This window comes from Deinococcus marmoris (genome assembly GCF_001949125.1).
GTDB classification, from domain to species: Bacteria; Deinococcota; Deinococci; order Deinococcales; family Deinococcaceae; genus Deinococcus; species Deinococcus marmoris_A.
In genome coordinates this window covers 1-16,702 of record NZ_MSTI01000074.1, presented here as the reverse complement: position 1 = coordinate 16,702, position 16,702 = coordinate 1, and the positions used below count along the sequence as shown (strand labels likewise).

Annotated in this window: 16 protein-coding genes and 1 other RNA gene; 9 read left to right on the top strand and 8 right to left on the bottom strand. The window is 64.0% G+C overall.

Translation table 11 applies throughout. The features are described 5' to 3' along the window. Nucleotides 1-67 precede the first annotated feature (67 nt). Nucleotides 68-2,368 (top strand): uracil-DNA glycosylase, encoded by a 2,301-nt coding sequence (ung, locus tag BOO71_RS11270; protein ID WP_075832354.1) that lies wholly within the window; start codon nucleotides 68-70, stop codon nucleotides 2,366-2,368. After that, a complete protein-coding gene (locus BOO71_RS11265) occupies nucleotides 2,368-3,405 on the top strand; it encodes a DNA topoisomerase IB (RefSeq protein WP_075832352.1) in 1,038 nt (345 codons plus the stop codon). Before ung ends, BOO71_RS11265 begins: the two co-directional genes overlap by 1 nt. A 9-nt stretch (nucleotides 3,406-3,414) precedes the next feature. Here BOO71_RS11265 and BOO71_RS11260 read toward each other — a convergent pair whose 3' ends face one another. Further along, on the bottom strand, nucleotides 3,415-4,527 hold the full coding sequence (locus BOO71_RS11260) for an alpha-hydroxy acid oxidase (RefSeq protein WP_075832350.1): 1,113 nt from the start codon (nucleotides 4,525-4,527) through the stop codon (nucleotides 3,415-3,417). 97 nt (nucleotides 4,528-4,624) lie between these two features. Between BOO71_RS11260 and BOO71_RS11255 the strand changes: the two genes are divergently transcribed. The 4 genes from BOO71_RS11255 to BOO71_RS11240 all read left to right on the top strand — a co-directional run bounded on the left by BOO71_RS11255 (nucleotide 4,625) and on the right by BOO71_RS11240 (nucleotide 7,387). Continuing rightward, the gene (locus BOO71_RS11255) at nucleotides 4,625-5,128 is read left to right on the top strand and encodes a DUF427 domain-containing protein (RefSeq protein ID WP_075832348.1); all 504 of its coding nucleotides are present in this window, start codon (nucleotides 4,625-4,627) and stop codon (nucleotides 5,126-5,128) included. Between the two features lie 82 nt (nucleotides 5,129-5,210). Then, nucleotides 5,211-5,615, top strand: a complete 405-nt coding sequence (locus BOO71_RS11250) for a hypothetical protein (protein WP_075832347.1) — start codon at nucleotides 5,211-5,213, stop codon at nucleotides 5,613-5,615. Continuing rightward, complete coding sequence (gene pth / locus BOO71_RS11245; protein ID WP_075832345.1) at nucleotides 5,616-6,290, top strand: aminoacyl-tRNA hydrolase; 675 nt, start codon at nucleotides 5,616-5,618, stop codon at nucleotides 6,288-6,290. It begins immediately after the preceding gene. A gap of 5 nt (nucleotides 6,291-6,295) precedes the next feature. Beyond that, nucleotides 6,296-7,387 (top strand): M42 family metallopeptidase, encoded by a 1,092-nt coding sequence (locus BOO71_RS11240; protein ID WP_254843132.1) that lies wholly within the window; start codon nucleotides 6,296-6,298, stop codon nucleotides 7,385-7,387. Between the two features lie 258 nt (nucleotides 7,388-7,645). Here BOO71_RS11240 and lpdA read toward each other — a convergent pair whose 3' ends face one another. The 3 genes from lpdA to BOO71_RS11225 form a co-directional block, all read right to left on the bottom strand. After that, on the bottom strand, nucleotides 7,646-9,049 hold the full coding sequence (lpdA, locus tag BOO71_RS11235; RefSeq protein WP_075832343.1) for a dihydrolipoyl dehydrogenase: 1,404 nt from the start codon (nucleotides 9,047-9,049) through the stop codon (nucleotides 7,646-7,648). 109 nt (nucleotides 9,050-9,158) lie between these two features. After that, on the bottom strand, nucleotides 9,159-9,995 hold the full coding sequence (locus tag BOO71_RS11230) for a carbon-nitrogen hydrolase family protein (RefSeq protein WP_075832341.1): 837 nt from the start codon (nucleotides 9,993-9,995) through the stop codon (nucleotides 9,159-9,161). Between the two features lie 24 nt (nucleotides 9,996-10,019). Then, complete coding sequence (locus tag BOO71_RS11225) at nucleotides 10,020-11,264, bottom strand: cytochrome P450 (protein WP_075832339.1); 1,245 nt, start codon at nucleotides 11,262-11,264, stop codon at nucleotides 10,020-10,022. A 60-nt stretch (nucleotides 11,265-11,324) separates the two neighbouring features. Here BOO71_RS11225 and BOO71_RS11220 point away from each other — a divergent pair, with 60 nt between their 5' ends. Next, complete coding sequence (locus tag BOO71_RS11220) at nucleotides 11,325-11,987, top strand: hypothetical protein (RefSeq protein WP_075832337.1); 663 nt, start codon at nucleotides 11,325-11,327, stop codon at nucleotides 11,985-11,987. On the opposite strand, the gene hemW is transcribed toward BOO71_RS11220, so the two are convergent. The 3 genes from hemW to BOO71_RS11205 form a co-directional block, all read right to left on the bottom strand. Then, nucleotides 11,984-13,219, bottom strand: a complete 1,236-nt coding sequence (hemW, locus tag BOO71_RS11215; RefSeq protein WP_075832335.1) for a radical SAM family heme chaperone HemW — start codon at nucleotides 13,217-13,219, stop codon at nucleotides 11,984-11,986. The two genes, BOO71_RS11220 and hemW, sit on opposite strands and share 4 nt — an antisense overlap. 221 nt (nucleotides 13,220-13,440) lie before the next feature. Further along, a complete protein-coding gene (locus BOO71_RS11210; protein WP_075832394.1) occupies nucleotides 13,441-13,935 on the bottom strand; it encodes a hypothetical protein in 495 nt (164 codons plus the stop codon). 34 nt (nucleotides 13,936-13,969) lie between these two features. After that, the gene (locus BOO71_RS11205; protein ID WP_075832333.1) at nucleotides 13,970-14,839 is read right to left on the bottom strand and encodes a sulfurtransferase; all 870 of its coding nucleotides are present in this window, start codon (nucleotides 14,837-14,839) and stop codon (nucleotides 13,970-13,972) included. A gap of 394 nt (nucleotides 14,840-15,233) precedes the next feature. On the opposite strand from BOO71_RS11205, the gene ssrA reads away from it, so the two are divergent. After that, nucleotides 15,234-15,586, top strand: a transfer-messenger RNA (tmRNA) gene (ssrA, locus tag BOO71_RS11200). 315 nt (nucleotides 15,587-15,901) lie between these two features. Here ssrA and BOO71_RS26985 read toward each other — a convergent pair. Next, nucleotides 15,902-16,309, bottom strand: coding sequence for a hypothetical protein (locus BOO71_RS26985; RefSeq protein WP_139322902.1), 408 nt, complete (start codon nucleotides 16,307-16,309; stop codon nucleotides 15,902-15,904). Between the two features lie 65 nt (nucleotides 16,310-16,374). On the opposite strand from BOO71_RS26985, the gene BOO71_RS11195 reads away from it, so the two are divergent. Then, nucleotides 16,375-16,702, top strand: a 328-nt coding sequence (locus BOO71_RS11195; protein ID WP_217694886.1) for a hypothetical protein, incomplete at its 3' end; no start/stop codon positions are given.

The following is a 16,702-nucleotide window of genomic DNA, read 5'->3' as shown; positions in this document are numbered from 1 at the left end:
AGGTTTTCCAAAGCCCCAACCTGTCTCTTCTTACCGTCCACGCCGCAGCCGTGCATAAGACTGCGGCGTGCCTCATTCCGCACAATCCAACCCCGTTCAGCTCGTCTGGTTCAAGAAGGACCTGCGCGTACAGGATCACGCGCCGTTGCGTGAGGCGGCGGCGCGCGGTCCTGTCCTACCGCTGTTCATTTACGAGTCGGAACAGCTTGGGCACGAGGAATTTACTGGGCAGCACCTGACCTACCTGAACGACTGCCTGCGCGAGTTGGACGCCAATCTGCGTGTGCTGGGTACGCCGCTGGTGCTGCGGCAGGGCGAAGCGGTGGACGTTCTGGAACGCCTGAGCCGCGAGCTTTCAATCGGCGGCATCTGGGCGCATCAGGAAACGGGGAACGGCGTGTCGTTCGCTAGAGATCGGCGGGTGCGGGCCTGGGCGCGGGCGCGTGGGCTACCGCTAACCGAGTTGGCACAAAACGGTGTGGTACGCGGCATGAAAAACCGCGACGGTTGGGCCGATGCCTGGGAGGAAAGATTAGGTACGTCGCCTTTGCCTGCGCCGGAAAAGCTGTGTGGAACGTCCATTTTACCCTGCTGGATCATGACCCATAACGAACTCGGTGTGGAGACAAACGACAAAACCATCCCTGCTGGCGGCGAATCGGTAGGCCGGGCCACCCTGGATTCCTTTCTGGCCGTGCGCGGCGTGAATTACATGCGCGAGATGAGTAGCCCCCTGAGCGCGGAGGAAAGCTGCTCGCGCCTGAGCGGGCCGCTGGCTTACGGCACGGTCTCATTGCGAAGCGTGGTGAGCGCCACCCGCCAGCGCCTCGCTGCCGTGCGCGGCGACACCTGGGCCGATCCGCGCTGGGTGCGCTCGCTCCGCAGCTATGAAAGCCGCCTGCACTGGCACTGCCACTTCATACAGCGCCTGGAATCCGAACCGGACATGGAGTTTCGCAACCTCAACCGCGCACTGGATGGACTGCGCGAGGACGAGTGGAATCCAGAGTTCTATGACCGCTGGGCGCACGGGCAGACCGGCTACCCCTTGATCGACGCCTGTGTGCGGATGCTGCGGCAGACGGGCTGGCTCAACTTCAGGATGCGGGCCATGCTTGTGTCCTTCGCCAGCCAGCATTTGTGGCTGCACTGGCGACAGCCGGGCCTGTTTCTGGCGCGGCAGTGGCTGGACAACGAACCCGGCATCCACTGGTCCCAGATGCAGATGCAGAGCAGTACCGTGGGCATCAACCGCGTCCGCATCTACAGCCCCACCCGGCAGGCCAGGGAGCAGGACCCGGACGGCATTTTCATCCGCCGCTGGGTGCCGGAGCTGGCGGACATGCCAGGGGATTTTCTGCACGCGCCCTGGGAGTGGAGCGGAGCCGCCCGGCTAAATTACCCGCCGCCCATCGTGGACGAGAACAAGGCCGGACGGCTGGCCCGCGCCCGGATCGCCGCCGCCCGCGCCTCGCCCGAATTTGAGGCCGAGTCGCGGCGCATCTACCTCAAGCACGGCAGCCGCAAGAAAGCCGCCATCCGCGCGGAGAGAGTCGCGCGCGGACTGCCCGCCAGACCACCTTCCAAAAAGACGCCCACCAGACCGCCGACCCCCAGGAGGAACCCCATGAGCGATCAACCAGACCTGTTCGGCAACGCCCCAGACGCCGCCAAACCCATCATTCCCGCCGGACTGCCCGAGTCGTGGAAGGAGGCGCTGGCCGGGGAATTTGCCGCGCCTTATTTCCACGAACTCAAGGACTTTCTGGTGGAGGAACGCGCCGCGCAGACCATCTACCCGCCCGCCGCCGACGTGTTTAATGCCCTGCGCTTCACGCCGCTGGATGGAGTTAAGGTCTTTATTCTGGGACAGGACCCCTACCACGGCCCCAATCAGGCGCATGGCCTGAGCTTCAGCGTGCGGCCCGGCGTGCGGGTGCCGCCCAGCCTCCAGAACATTTATAAGGAATTGCAGACCGACATTCCCGGCTTCACACCGCCGCGTCACGGGTATCTGCGGGCCTGGGCCGAACAGGGCGTGCTGATGCTGAATGCCGTCCTGACCGTGCGCGCCGGGCAGGCCAACAGCCACGCCAACAAGGGCTGGGAGGGCTTTACGGATGCGGTGATCAAGGCCGTGAATGCCAAGGAGGAGCGTGTCGTCTTCGTGCTGTGGGGCGCGTATGCCCGCAAAAAGGCCAAGCTGATCACCAACCCCAACCATGTGATCGTGGAATCCGCCCACCCCAGCCCGCTGAGCGTGACCAAGTTCATGGGGACCAAGCCATTCAGCAAGGTGAACGCCGCGCTGGAAGAAGCCGGAGAAACGCCGATTGACTGGCAGTTGCCGATGCAGGTCACGGAATAATGCCGGGCCGCACCGAAATCTTGCAGGAAGAGTACCTCAGCCGCCAGGGCAACGATCCGAAGAAGTTCAAATACTTCTGGCCGGATGGAACGAGTTACAAGGACGAGGACGGCATCTCGCGCATCGCCAGTCTGGCCGTGCCACCCGCCTACACCGACGTCTTTGTCTCGCCCGATGCGGATGCCGAGTTACAGGCATTTGGCCGCGACGCTGCCGGACGCCTCCAGTACCGCTACCACCCCGATTTTGTGCAGGCCGGGGCGCTGAAAAAATGGCAGCGGCTGACGCGTTTCGCCACTGCCCTGCCGACACTGCGCGAGGTCACCACCTCTGACATGCGCCTGTCTGGTCTGCCGCCGCGCAAGGTCATGGCCCTGATGACCCGGCTGCTGCACGTCGCGCATTTCCGGGTGGGCAGCGATGCCTATGCCAGACAGCACAAGACCTATGGCCTCAGCACGCTGCGCCAGCGGCATGTCACGCTGGAGGGCAATCTGATCACCTTCAACTTCCGGGGCAAGCACGGCATCACCCAGAACAAGGCGACGCGCAACCCCACGCTGGCGGGCAACATCGGCAAGTTGCTGGAACTGCCCGGCCCGTGGCTGTTTCAGACGGTGGGCGAGGAGGGCCGCCGCCGCGTCCACGCCCCGGAACTGAACCATTATCTGAAGGAGGTGATCGGCCCTTTTACCGCCAAGGATTTCCGCACCTGGGGCGGCACGCTGCTGGCTGCCGAATATCTGGCCGAGGCCGGGGTGGCGGGCAGCGAACGCGAGGCCCGCAAGGTGCTGGTGGACTGTGTCAAGCATGTGGCCGAGGATCTGGGCAACACGCCCGCCGTCACGCGCGGCAGCTACATCTGCCCAGTGATTTTTGACCGCTATCTGGAAGGCAAGGTGCTGGACGACTACGAACCCCGCGCCGGACGCCTGCCTGCCGAGCTGGAGGGCCTGAGCCGCAGCGAGGCGGCCTTAAAGCGGCTGCTGGAAAGCGAAAAGGCGCTGAAACGGGGGCGGGGGAAGACGGCGAAATAACGCCCAGGATTACATCTTCAGCAAGTCCCGCCCCACCTGCCCCAGACTCTGCTTGCCGCTCAGGGCCAGGGCCAGCCGCACTTCACCCTTCAGCAGCTCCAGCACGCGGCGCACGCCGTCCTCACCGCCTGCGGCCAATCCCCATAGTGCGGGGCGGCCCAGGAACACCGCCCGCGCGCCCAGGGCCAGCGCCTTGAGGACATCCGTGCCGCGCGAGACGCCGCCGTCCAGGTAGATTTCCATGCGTCCCGCCACCGCGTCGGCGATTTCAGGCAGGGCGGCAATGGTGCTGACAGCAGTGTCCAGTTGTCGCCCACCGTGGTTGCTGACCCAGACATGGCAGCCGTGCTGCACGGCTAGTTCGGCGTCCTCGGCGGTCAGGATGCCTTTCAGGATGATGGGCAGTCCACTCAGGGATTTCAGCCAGTCCAGATCGCGCCAGCTCAGGCTGGGGTCCACCAGTCCCTGGAAGTGCCGGACCAGTTGGGAGCCGCTCTGCGTTTCCAGTCCGGCCAGCGCCTCGCGTGATCCGGCATTTGGTACTTGCAGGTGCGGCGGCAGGTTAAAGCGGTGGCGTTCATTGGCCTCGCGGCGGCCCACGAAGGGCGTGTCCACCGTCAGCACCAGCGCCCGTGCCCCGGCAGCCTCCGCCCGGCGCACCAGCCCCGCCGAGACCTCGCGGTCCTTATACAGGTAGAGCTGGAACCACAGCCGCCCCGCTGCCGCCCGCGCCACGTCTTCAATCGGGGTGTTGGAAAAGGTGCTGAGGGTCATCACGCTGCCCAGCCCGGCGGCGGCCCGCGCGGTGGCCAGTTCGGCGTCTGGGTGCGCCAGCCCGTGAAAGGCGCTGGGGGCGATGCCCACTGGAAAGTCTAGCGGCAGGCCCAGCACAGAGGTTCCCGTCTGCACGTCCGACACGTCCATCAGCATGCGTGGGCGCAGGCGAATGCGCGAAAAATCCTCGCGGTTGGCGCGGTGGGTGTGGCCGTCATTCGCGCCGCTGGCGTAATAATCCAGTGCGTTCTGGTCCAGCCGAGCGCGGCCCAGCGCCTCAATCTCGCTCAGGTTGACGGCCTGCTGGAGCGCCTTGAGTTGCTCCTCGGTGGGAAAGGTGAGGGTCATGGCGCAGGGTAGCAAGCGCGTGTGTGCGGGGACGCAAAAGAGCCGCTTCGTGTGCCCCCCGACAGCGCCCATGTTCTTCCCGCGTCATTCTGGGTGCATGTTCCGTTCCCGTCCGAAACCCGACGAGCCGCGCGCTGGGCAAGAGAGTGTCTGGGACTACCCGCGCCCGCCCCGGCTGGAGCGCACCCACAAGCGCATTGAAATCTGGCTGGGCGGCGAAAAGATCGCCGACACTACTGAAGCGTTTCGTGTGCTGGAAACCAGCCACCCGCCCGGCTACTACCTGCCCCCCGAAGCCTTTGCGCCGGGCGTGCTGGCGGTTGCCCAGGGCCGTAGCGTCTGCGAATTCAAGGGCGCGGCCACGTACTGGACGCTCTCGGCGGGGGGGAAAACGGCGGAGGCGGCAGGCTGGAGCTATGAAGACCCGACGCCTGCCTTCCGCGACATGGCCGGGTACATCGCCGTCTATCCGGGCCGCATGGACGAGTGCCGCCTGGACGGCGAGAAGGTGGTGCCGCAGCCCGGAACGTTCTATGGCGGCTGGATTACCTCGGATGTGGTGGGGCCATTCAAGGGCGAGCCGGGAACGATGGGCTGGTAAAGAGGTTGAGCGGGCACGGCAGCGTCCTTTCCTCTGCGTTCCGCAAACGGCGTTTCTCTATCTGCCTTGCTACCCTGACCGCATGACCGACGCTTTCATCCGCACCCGTTTAGATGCCCTGGCCCCGGCGCTGCGCCACTTTCACTCCGCGCTGCTGGACTTCGCCAAGGGCGAATATGAATTCCTGCACGGCCCGGTGGGCAGCCCCTTTGAGCTGTATTCCCTGGTCATGAACAACCCAGATTTTCAGTGGTTGCGCCCGCTCTCGGGCCTGATGGCGACGCTGGACGAGGTGCTGGACGCCAAGGACAAGACGCTGACCGAGCAGAACCTGACCGACGTTCGCGGCGCACTGGGCCTGCTGTTCGCGGACAGCGACACCCGCTTTGCCGACTTCCGGGCCGGATACACGCGTGCGAAGGGCGACAACCGCGTGCGCGAGACGGAAGCGAAATGGCGCGAAGTCCTGAATAGCCTGGAAGCCTGAATGAAGCTCGTCGTGGGACTAGGAAACCCTGGCCTGAAATACGCCCAGACCCGCCACAACGTCGGCTGGCTGGTGGTGGACGAGGTGGCCCGCCGCGCTGGGGCAAGCTGGCTCAAGGCCAAGGATGCCGAGGTCTGTGAAGTCCGCCTCGGCCCCGCCCCAGGCGAGAAAGTACTGCTGGTCAAGCCGCAGACGTTTATGAACGCATCTGGAAAGGCGGTGCTGCCGCTGTTCTCGTTCTACAAATTAGAGCTGGGCGACTTGCTGGCCGTTCAGGACGATCTGGACAGCCCCTTCGGCCTGCTGAAATTTCGTATGGGTGGGCGGCACGGCGGTCAGAATGGCGTGCGCGACATGATCCGCCTGCTGGGTTCGGAGGGCTTCGCGCGGCTGAAAATCGGCATTTCACGCCCTCCCGCTGGCCGTGATCCGGCGGACTGGGTGCTGAGCAAATGGCATCCCGACGAGGCCACGACGCTGGCGGAACTGGTGCGTTTGGGCGCGAACGCGGTGGAGATCTGGGCGGCGCAGGGACTGGCCGAGGCGCAGTTGCAGTTCAACGGCACGGACCTTCGTCCCAAACCTCCGGCCCCGGCACCCGCCACGCCCGCGTCCAGCGAAAGCGAACCTCAAGACGCAGAGGCATCGGCAAAACACATTCAGGGCTTACCCTGAGCGGCATGGCAAAATCCAAGACTGTTTCCAGCGCCGCGCCCACGTCCTCCGACTCGGAGCTGAGGTTGGACGTCCTGATGTACCTGTCCAACCTCCCCGGCGTTCCCGGTCAGGAAGATGCCGTGCGCGACTTCGTGCTGGCCGAACTTGAAGGGCTGGCCGACGACGTGCGCGTGGACGCCCTGGGCAATGTGATCGCCACCCGCAATGGCAGCGGCGGCAAGAAAGCCAAACGTGAACGCGTGATGGTCAGCGCCCACATGGACGAGATCGGCTTTCTGGTGCGCTTCATAGACGACAAGGGCTTTGTGCGCGTGCAGGCGCTGGGCGGCTTCGATACCCGCAACCTGTTCGCGCGCGATGTGACCGTCCATGCGCGCGGCGGGGCGCTCCCCGGCATCATGACCCCCGGCGGCAAGCCCATCCACATCTCGTCCGCCGAGGAACGCAAGAAGATTCCCGAGGTCAAGGAGTTCTTCATTGATCTGGGATTGGACGCGGAAGAGGTCAAGCGCCGCGTGCGCGTGGGCGACATGGTGACGCTGGACCACACCGCCCGCCGCGTCGGCTCGCTGGTCTGCGGCAAGGCGATGGATGACCGCGCCTCCGTGTTCATGCTGCTGGAAGTGTTGCGCCACTTCCGAAAGACGCCGCCCAAGCATGACCTGATCGCCGTCTTTAGCGTGCAGGAAGAGGTGGGCCTGCGTGGGGCGATCACAGCCGCCTATGGCGTCGAACCCACCGTGGGCATTGGCCTGGACGTGACCCTGGCCGTGGACACCCCCGGCGTCAGCCCCGACGAGGCGGTGACGCGCATGGGCGAGGGCATCGGCATCAAGGTTTTCGACTCCAGCATGATCTCCACCCGCAGCCTGGTGGACGAGTTCTACGATCTGGCCGAGGCCAACGGCATCCGTGCCCAGATGGAAGTGCTGGGCCAGGGCGGCACAGACGGCGCGGCCATTCAGCGCAGCCGCGCGGGCGTGCCGACGCTCACCCTGAGCCTGCCGACGCGCTACATCCACAGCGTCGTGGAATCCGTGCATGTGGATGACTTGCGGTCCGGGGTGGATTTGCTGGTGGCTTATCTGGGGTAAAAGACAACCCCTCTCCTGCGGAGCTGTGCCAGCCAGTCTGCTTCGCAGCCAGCTCTCCTCAAAAGGGAGCCAAGGAGCGCAGAAGACCGTGCAGCACACAAATCCACTTGCCTCCCCTTGAGGGGAGGTGCCCCGAAGGGGCGGAGGGGTTGACCGTGGCGGCAAACCTTTCACGTTAAAAAACAACTGGACTTCTTCTCCGAACCAAAAAAACGGCCTTGACGAGCATCTGCTCCCAGGGCCGCCTTCCTCTTTCTTCTACTTGTTCATGATGTGGATGGCCTGCTTATGCACGGCTTCCGCCGCTTCCAGCACGGCCTCGCCCAGCGTGGGGTGCGCGTGGATGGTCAGGGCAATGTCGCTGGCGGTGGCGGCCATTTCCAGCGCCAAGCCCGCCTCGCCCAGCAGATCGGAGGCGTGTGGGGCCACGATATGCACGCCCAGCAGCAGATCGGTGTCTTTCTCCACCACCATCTTCACGAAGCCGTCGGTGGCTTGCAGGGTCATGGCACGGCCAGAGGCACTCAGGGGGAAGATGCCGGTCTTAACTTCGTAGCCCTTCTCTTTGGCCTCCGCTTCGGTCAGGCCCACCCAGGCCAGTTCGGGGCTGGTGTAGACCACGCCGGGAATGGCGACGGCGTCCTGCTCGGCGGGTTTGCCCGCGATGACCTCGGCGGCCACCAGACCTTCCTTCATGGCCTTGTGCGCCAGCATGGGGTTTCCGGCCACGTCGCCGACGCTGTAGATGTGCGGCACGTTGCTGTGCTGGCGGGTGTCGGCGGGGATAAAGCCGCGCTCGGTGACATGCACACCTGCCGCCTGAACGTTCAGGCCATCGGTGCGCGGGCGGCGGCCCACGGCCACCAGCACGCGGTCAAAGACCTCGGTGGTCTTCTCGCCGGTCTTGACGTTTTCCAGCTCCACATGCACGCCGTCGCTCTTCTTCTCGGCTTTGTTGGCCTTGGTCTCGGTGGCGATGTTGATGCCCTGCTTCTTCATGATCTTGGCGAATTCCTTGACCGCGTCGGCGTCGGCACCGGGAATGATATTGGGCAGGAACTCAATCACCTTCACCTCGCTGCCCATGTTGTTATAGACGTGCGAGAACTCGAAGCCGATCACGCCGCCGCCCACGCACAGCATCCGCGCGGGAACCGGATCGGGCATCACCAGCGCGCCGGTGCTGTCCACGATCACGTCCTGGTCCACGTCCAACCCCGGCAGTTTGGCGGGTTCGGAGCCGGTGGCGATGATGAAGTTGGAGGCCGTGTAGGTCTTGTCGCCCACCTTGACGGTGTGGGGGTCCACAAAGCTGGCCTCGCCGATCAGGTGCGTGACCTTGTTGGCCTTGAACAGCGCGCCCACGCCGCCGGTCAGCTTCTTGACGATGCCGTCTTTCCAGCCGTTGAGCTTGGCGATGTCCAGCTTCTGCTCGCCGAAGGTCAGGCCGAAGTCGGCGGCGTGGCGGGCGGCGGCGATCTGCTCGCCCGCGTGCAGCATGGCCTTGGTGGGAATGCAGCCCACGTTCAGGCACACGCCGCCCAGGTACTCGCGCTCGACACAGGCGACTATCAGGCCCAGTTGCGCGGCGCGGATGGCCGCGTGGTAGCCGCCGGGGCCAGCGCCGATTACCAGTACGTCAAAATCCATAGGCTTGGTCATGTGGGCAGTCTAACGCCCGTTTGGGCGCGCGTCAGTAACCTGCTGGGAGAGTTGGACACAGGCAATTGACAAGGCGCAGTGGTGGGTCTGGGCAGAGGTGTTCGGGCGATTAGAGGATGGTTCGATCTGTGCTGCGCGGGTCATCAGTAGGCGCGTTGTATCTAGGATCTGTGGCGACACTGGCCCGCCAGGGACGCGCATATCGGAGAGCGATTTCCAGTTCCGGTGCGTCACTGTCCAGCGTGTTGACCGTCATGCCCTGCGCGGCATTCACCTGCCCCAGCCATTCCCCCTGCGGGCCAATCAATCCAGAACGCATCAGGTGATCCGTTTCGGTGGGCGTGGACAGACTGACCCAGAAATTGTGGACGGCGGCGTAGGCCCGCGCCTTGGTGACGAAGATGGTATCCACTGGATAGGCCGAGAGCAGCACGCAATCGACGCCCAGCCGCGCGTATTCCATGAACAGCACCGGAAAATTGATTTCCACGCAGATAACGCAGCCGAAGCAGAAGCCATCCACCTCAAAAACAATAGCCTCCGTGCCTGGCGTGTAAAAGCGCGTGATCTCGGTGTGCGAGGGGATGCGTTTGTCGTAACGGGTGACCAGCTTGCCCTTATCGGAGATGACATACAGGCTGTTGTGCGGCCAGCGCGGCGGCGTCAGCGGATGCGCCGAACCCAGCACCACCCACAGGCGCAGCTCTGCCGCCAGCGCCATGACCGCTTCCAACTCGGCTCGCACCACAGTGAAATTCACCTCGGCCCAGTCCTGGATGGGGTTTTTGGCGTAGCCCGAGAGCATGCCTTCGGGAAAGTGGACGAGCCGCGCGTCCTGTGCCGCCGCGTCGCGCATGGCGGCCCGCACCCTTTCCCCATTCAGGCGGGCGTCACCCGTGATTGGCAATTGGGCGGCAGCGATACGGAACGGGCCTGGAGAAGTCACACGGCGAGTCTACCCAGCGCCCGATCAGTCCACCGCCACATCCAACCGCTGCACGCCGCGCAGCACCGGATTGGGCTTGAAGGGCGGGTTGGGATCGGTCACGCGAAGATTGGGAAAGCGGGTGGCGATGGCCGCGAAGGTCTCGCTGATCTCCAGCCGCGCCAGACTTGCGCCCAGGCAGTAGTGCGGCCCGGCGGCGAGGGCCAGATGGCGGTTGCTGTTCGGACGCTCCCAGTCGATACGGTCAGGATCGCTGAACACCCCCGGATCACGGTTGGCAGCCCCCAGGATCAATTGCGCGAGGTTGCCGCCGGGCAGGGTCATGTCGCCCACGCCCACGTCGGCGCTCAGGGTGCGGCCATCGAACTGCACCGGGGAAACCACGCGCAGCAGTTCGTCGGCCACGTTGGGGTGGCGGGGGTTTTCCACCAGGGCGGCCCAGGCATCCGGCTGGCGCGAGAGTTCCAGCAGGCCGCCTGGAATCAGATTGCTGGTGGTCTCGTGCCCGGCGGCCAGCAGCAGCACTGCGTTGGACAGCAGTTCATCGCCGCTGAGGCGTTCGCCCCCGTCCTGGGCGGCGCTCATGGCGCTCAGCAGGCCGGGTTGCGGTTTGGCGCGCAGTTCGTCGGCCAGATCCTGAAAGAAGGCGCGCATCTCGCGGGCGTCGGCGTCGATGCGGCCCATCAGTTCGGGGGACTGGTTCATGCCGCCCAGCAAGTCGGCCACGCTCTGCGTCCAGCCCACGAACCGGGCCTCGTCGTCGCCCTTCAGGCCCAGCATGCCCATGATCACGCGGGCGGGCAGCGGGTTGGACAGATCCGCCACCATATCGCCGCCGCCCCGCGCTGCCATGTCGTCCAGCAGCGTGTCCAGCAGCGAGCGCACCAGTTCGCGCTGTTCCTCCACGACTCTGGGTGTGAAGGCCGCGCTCACCAGACTGCGTAAACGCTGGTGCGACTGGCCGTTGTGGAACAGCATCATGGACTGGAGCAGGCGCACGCCCTCGGAACCCTCGCCGTCCAGATTCTGAATGCCGTTGCCGCTGAGCGCGTGGGGCGAGCGCAGGACCGCCGAGCAGGCGGCGTGGCCGGTCAGGAACAGTGCCTTCCAATCGGGAAACTGTGCCTCCAGCACGCCGCCGTCACTCAGCGCCCGCACCCGCTCGTAGGCGGCGTAGGGATTCGCCAGAGACTGTGTGTCCCACAGGGCATTGACGGCGCTGCCAATCGCGGCGGCGCGGGACTCGTTATTAACTTCAGAGGTGGTCATGCTGTAGCCTGCGCCTTCTTCTACTCGGCACTCAAGCTGTTCTGTCGAGTAGGCTGGGCCATGCCCCATTCCTGGCAACAGGTGACCGCCCCGGACGCCGTGAAGGTCTTTCTGTCGGGCCGCGATCTGCCGGTGCTGGCGGCGCTGATGCAGGCAGAGTGGGCCGTTGCCCCGCTGGCCGCCTCGCTGCATCTGCCGCTGAACGCCACGCACCACCGGGTTCGCCGTCTGCTGCGGCTGGGGCTGGTGCGCGAAACACGGCTGGAAGCGCGCCGGGGCCGCCCGATTCGCCACTACCGCGCCAGTTCGGAGGCTTATCTGGTGCCTTACCACGCCACGCCGCTGGGTTCCCTGGAGGAACTCGTCGGCGTGTACGAACAGGATTTCACGGCCCGTTTCCTGCACGCCGTGGTGCAGGCGGCCTTCCCACTGGTCAGCGACGAGCGCGAAATCGGGCTGCGCGTTTTTCTGGATGGGGGAGAGGTGTCCTTCGATGTGACGCCCACCGCCGGGGCCTTCCAGTACGCCGATCTGCTGCGCCCGGATCGTCCGGCCCTGCTGCTGAACTGGGGGACGCTGCATCTGGATTCGGCAGACGCCAAGGCCCTCCAGCACGAGTTGAGCGAGTTGCACGCCCGCTACGCTGCCCTGCACGGCTCCGAGCGTTACCTGCTGCGCCTGGGCCTGACGCCCGACGTGCCAGGGGACGAGATGGGCGATTAAGCCTCCAGAAAGTCCGTCACCACGCGGTTCAGCACCCACCAGCCCGCAGGCGTGGCCCTTAGCCATGTGCCGTCCAGTTCCAGCCAGCCGCGTTCCACGTTGGCGGCGATGGCCCCGGCGTAGCGCGCGCGCACGTCCAGCCCACTGCGTTTCGAGAGGTCATCCAGATCGATGCCCGCCCGCAGCCTCAGCCCCATGAACAGCGCGTCGGTGACGTATTCCTCGGCGTCGATGGCCTCCGCCTCGCCCTGTTCGCCAGTCAGCCAGATGTGGAGATGGGGGTTGGTGCGCCGGGTGGTGAGGGGGGTGTGGGTCGAGGGCTGTGGGTTGTGGGACAAGATGGAAATCCCGGCCCCGTCTTCCTCAGACCTTTTGACCCTTTGACCCTCGGACCCCCGCACAGCCGGATACTGCCCCGCCGCCCCCGGCCCCAGTCCCAGGTACGTGCGGTTGTTCCAGTACGCCAGATTGTGCCGCGATTCCTGACAGGGCCTCGCGTAATTGCTGATCTCGTAGCGGGCAAAGCCGTGGGCGCTCAGCAGTTCCTCGGTGCGCTCGAAGCCCGCGCGCTCGTCGTCCTCGGCCACGGTCACGCCGCGCCGGGCGAATTCGGTGCCGGGTTCGATGGTCAGGGTGTAGGCGCTGATGTGATCCACGCCCAGGGCCACCAGACCGTGAATATCGCTGTCCAGCGGCTGCCCCGGCACGGCGGTGATCAGGTCGCCGGACACCCGCAGGCCCGCCCTGAGCAGGGTGGTCACGGCCTCCCGCGCCCCCGCCGCGTCGTGCTGGCGGCCCAGGAACTTCAGGGTGGCATCGTCCAGACTCTGCACGCCCACGCTGGCGCGGTCAAAACCCAGCCCCTTCCACAGCGTCGCCCGCGCCGGGCTGACCGTGCCGGGGTTGATCTCCAGCGTGTTTTCCTGGCGGCCCCAACCCAGATGACGGCGAATGCTGCCCACCAGCGCCGTGATCTCGGCGTCGCGCAGAAAGCTGGGGGTGCCGCCGCCCAGATACACCGTGTCCAGTTCAATTTCGTACTGGGAGGCCAGCCACGTCGCCTCCTGCTCCAGCCGTTCCAGATACGCCTCCACCTGTCCGCTTTTGCGGGTCAGCACATGGAAATCGCAGTACGGGCAGATGCTGGGGCAGAACGGGACGTGAACATAGAGGTGGCGCACCGTCTGGTCAAGGACGGGCGCGTTCAGCAGGGGCGGGGTGGGAGAACTCACTGCCCGGAGTCTAAGCGTGGGCGTAGGCCAGACACCGTGAGGACGGGCGGGGCGGGTGTGAGGCCACCCCGTCTGGACTCCGCTGGGACGGCTGCCCCGTCCACCCCCCTCCCAGCCTCCCCCGCAGGGGGGGAGGAGCAAAAAGCCCGTGTTCTTGGGCTGCACAGGAAGTTTGAGAGGCCACTCTCAGACCCTTCGACTCTTGACCCTTTGACCGCCCCTCAGCGCCCATGTGGCGTGGCGTCCATCCAATCCTCCAGCGCCTTCTGAAGTGTCGCTGCTGTCGTCACGATCACCGGCACGTCCAGCGAGGCCACCGCCGAAGCTGCTGCATTCTGGCCCTTGCGCTTGCCTGTTTTCAGCCCAGCGGGCGCGGCCCAGGCGGGGAAAGAACCGCCCTCGGCATATTCCACACCGCCCGCGTCAGAGACCACCGCTGCCGACATCTGCACTTCTGGCCCGGCGGACAGAGTCTGCTTGCCGATGACCAGCACGCCGCGCGGCCCTGTTTCGCGCACGGCGGCCAGCAGCGGGGTCAGGCCGTCGTGGACGATCAGTTCCACGGTTCCCTTGCCGTCCACGGCGGCCAGAGCTTCCGGCAAGCCAGCGGCCAGCTCGGCGGGCGCGGCCACCAGCCACGGGTGGCCCCCGGCACGGCCCTCGAAACTGGCGTGGGCGCTGCCGTAAATGTCGGTCCAGGTGCGGGTGTGCTGCATGGTGTTCAGCATAGGCGAGTTCGGGAGAGGCGGATTATTCGCCACCCTCCTCGCCCAGCGCCACGGCCCGCGCGTCGTCGCTGATCCAGTCGCTCCACGATCCGGCGTACAGGCGATTGTCCGGCCCCAGTGGCACACCCGCCAGCTCGCGCGCCAGCAGGTTCGGCGTGGCACTCACCCCGCTGCCGCAGTAGGTGATGGTGGGAGCATTTTCCGCCCCCAGCCGATCCGCCTGCAACCCGCCGCCCTGCCAGTGGCCCGCAGCGCCCAGCGCGCCGCTCCAGTCGCGGTTGACCGCCCCTGGAATGTGCCCGGCCTTCCTGTCCATCGGCTCGGTCTCGCCCCGGTAACGGGCAGGCGCACGGGAGTCGATTAAAAGCGTGTCGGGGGCGCGGTTCTGTACGTCCTCCGCAGTCGCCACGAAGCCGGGCTGCACATCTGGGGTAAAGGTGACGGGCGCGTGTTCCGGGTCTGCGGCGTCCACCGAACCACCCGCCGCCAGATACGCGGGCCAGCCGCCGTCCAGCACATAAACCTGCGTGTGCCCCAGCCAGCGCAGCAGCCACCACGCGCGGGCGGCGTAGAAGCCCTGCCCGGTGCTGGGATCGTCGTAGGCCACCACCACGCTATCGTTGCCGATGCCCACGCCGCCCAGCCACTGCGCCAGCGCCGCCGGGTCAGGCAACGGGTGACGCCCGCCCGCGCCGTTCTCCTGGACGGGGCCACTCAGATCGGTTTCCAGATCGGCGTAGCTGGCCCCCGGCACATGGCCTTCCATGTAGGCGATGCGGCCTACCAGCGGATCGCTCAGGGCGTAGCGGCAGTCCAGCACACGCAGATTGGCGTTTTGCAGATGGTCCACCAGCCACTCAGCGGATTTCAGGGGAGAGGAGAGATGGGTCATGGGACAGGCTACACTGCCCGGCCCGAAAACCCTTGAAAGCGGCAGAAATAAAAAGCCCGCCCTCTCGGACGGTGATAGGAAAACTATAGCGCCAGATGCAGCGTTTGTCAATTTCATGCAACCGTTGCCAGAAAGGCCGTATCAGACAGCTTTTTCCGCATATTTGGGAGGAGGGAAATGTATAGCGCTGTCTGATGCCTGCCGTTCCTTCGTCCCTACTAGGAGTCCTGAAGATCAGCAATCACCTCTACAAATGCCGCCGGGTGGCGCAGGATGAGGCCGATTCTGAAGGCAGCAAAAAGACTGCCGGGCAGCGTAAATAGTGGAAATGGTCTATGGACTTTCAACCTGTGGCTGCTAGAATGTTGCTGTCGGTGAAAGCCGATCAACATCTGGGGGTGACCCGGTTTCGACAGGGGAACTGAAGGCGCTGTTGCGTGTCGAGGATTCCGTTGGCCTCGTTAAAAAACGGAAAAGCCATTAACTGGCAACCAGAACGAATTTGCTTTCGCTGCATAAGTGAAGCCAGTGACCGTGAAGCCCTGCCTTTGGCGTCGCGCGAGCTGAAACAAAAGAAGGCTAGTCCGGGCGATGTTCTGTAGTCCAGGGCGAAACTAAACAGAAATAAGGAAGGGGGAAACCCGCCCACTGGTGGCCCCTGACCCGACAATCAAACAGTGGGATACACACGTAGACGCACGTTGGACGGACTTTTGGACGGCGGTTCGACTCCGCCCACCTCCACCAGACGAGGAAGACCCTGCCACCCCCGGCGGGGTTTTTCTCTATATTGAGTGCGCCCATAGTGGGCGTTGGCCGGGATGGCGGAAGGGTAGACGCATTCGACTTAAAATCGAACGGGAAATCCCGCCTATCAGTTTTTACTATCTCACACGGCATTCTCACTGCCTGACTAGTGCCGCAGACCTATGGTAACACCGTTAGACTTGTGATTCCAGTATCACAGTGGAATGTAATAATTTGTTTCACTGTCAATAAGTTATATACGTATTACTCTAACCTAAATGTTTTTTCACAGAATATAGGCGGAATCACAATATGCTATATTTTACGTATGGTTCTGTTAGCTTGGATAGCAGGCATTGTAGTTACATTATGGTTTGGATTCTGGATTTTTCTTGGAATATGGTCAATCTCAGGCGCTGTTTCGCTCTGGATAAAAGACTGGATATACGACATATCTGAAATTGGTTTAATTTTTGCAACGGCAAACAATTTCTGTATCTCTGTGCCTGTGATTATCTGCTTAGGCTGCCATCTGAGTTTAGGCCGTTTTTTATTCTGCATAGGGTTTTTTGCTAGTAATTCGACTCCGACTAGCCAGCTACAAAATCCCCGTAATGCTCTATCATAGCTGGCTAACGTAGCTGGTTTTAGCCCCCGCTCTGCCACTGCCTGCATTGCTTTGTTGACTGTGAAAACGGTCAGACCGTCTATGGGCTGCCCCATATAAACCAGTTGTGCGGGTCGGTGGTGCCGAGGGGAATCATGCGCTGGGAGCGCATTCTGTGGGTATGCAGACCACACTCCCCCCGACGACTGACATCATCACACACCTTTTCGTTCGCGTTGATGACCAGCTCGGCCCAGTTCCCCGCCATCCCCTGGCGAAGCTCCACGTGAGTGAGATCGTCGCCCTGGGGTTATTGTTTGGGCTCAAAGGAACCGGATTCAAGGGATTTTACCGTTGGATCAGCCGTGATTATATCTCGCTGTTTCCAAATCTCCCTGAGCGCTCGCGTCTATCGCGTCTCATCACCAGATATGCCGCTTTGTGCGCTGAATTTCTGGGTGAGCCGTCGTTCTTCACAATCATTGACTGCTATCCGATTGAGCTGATTC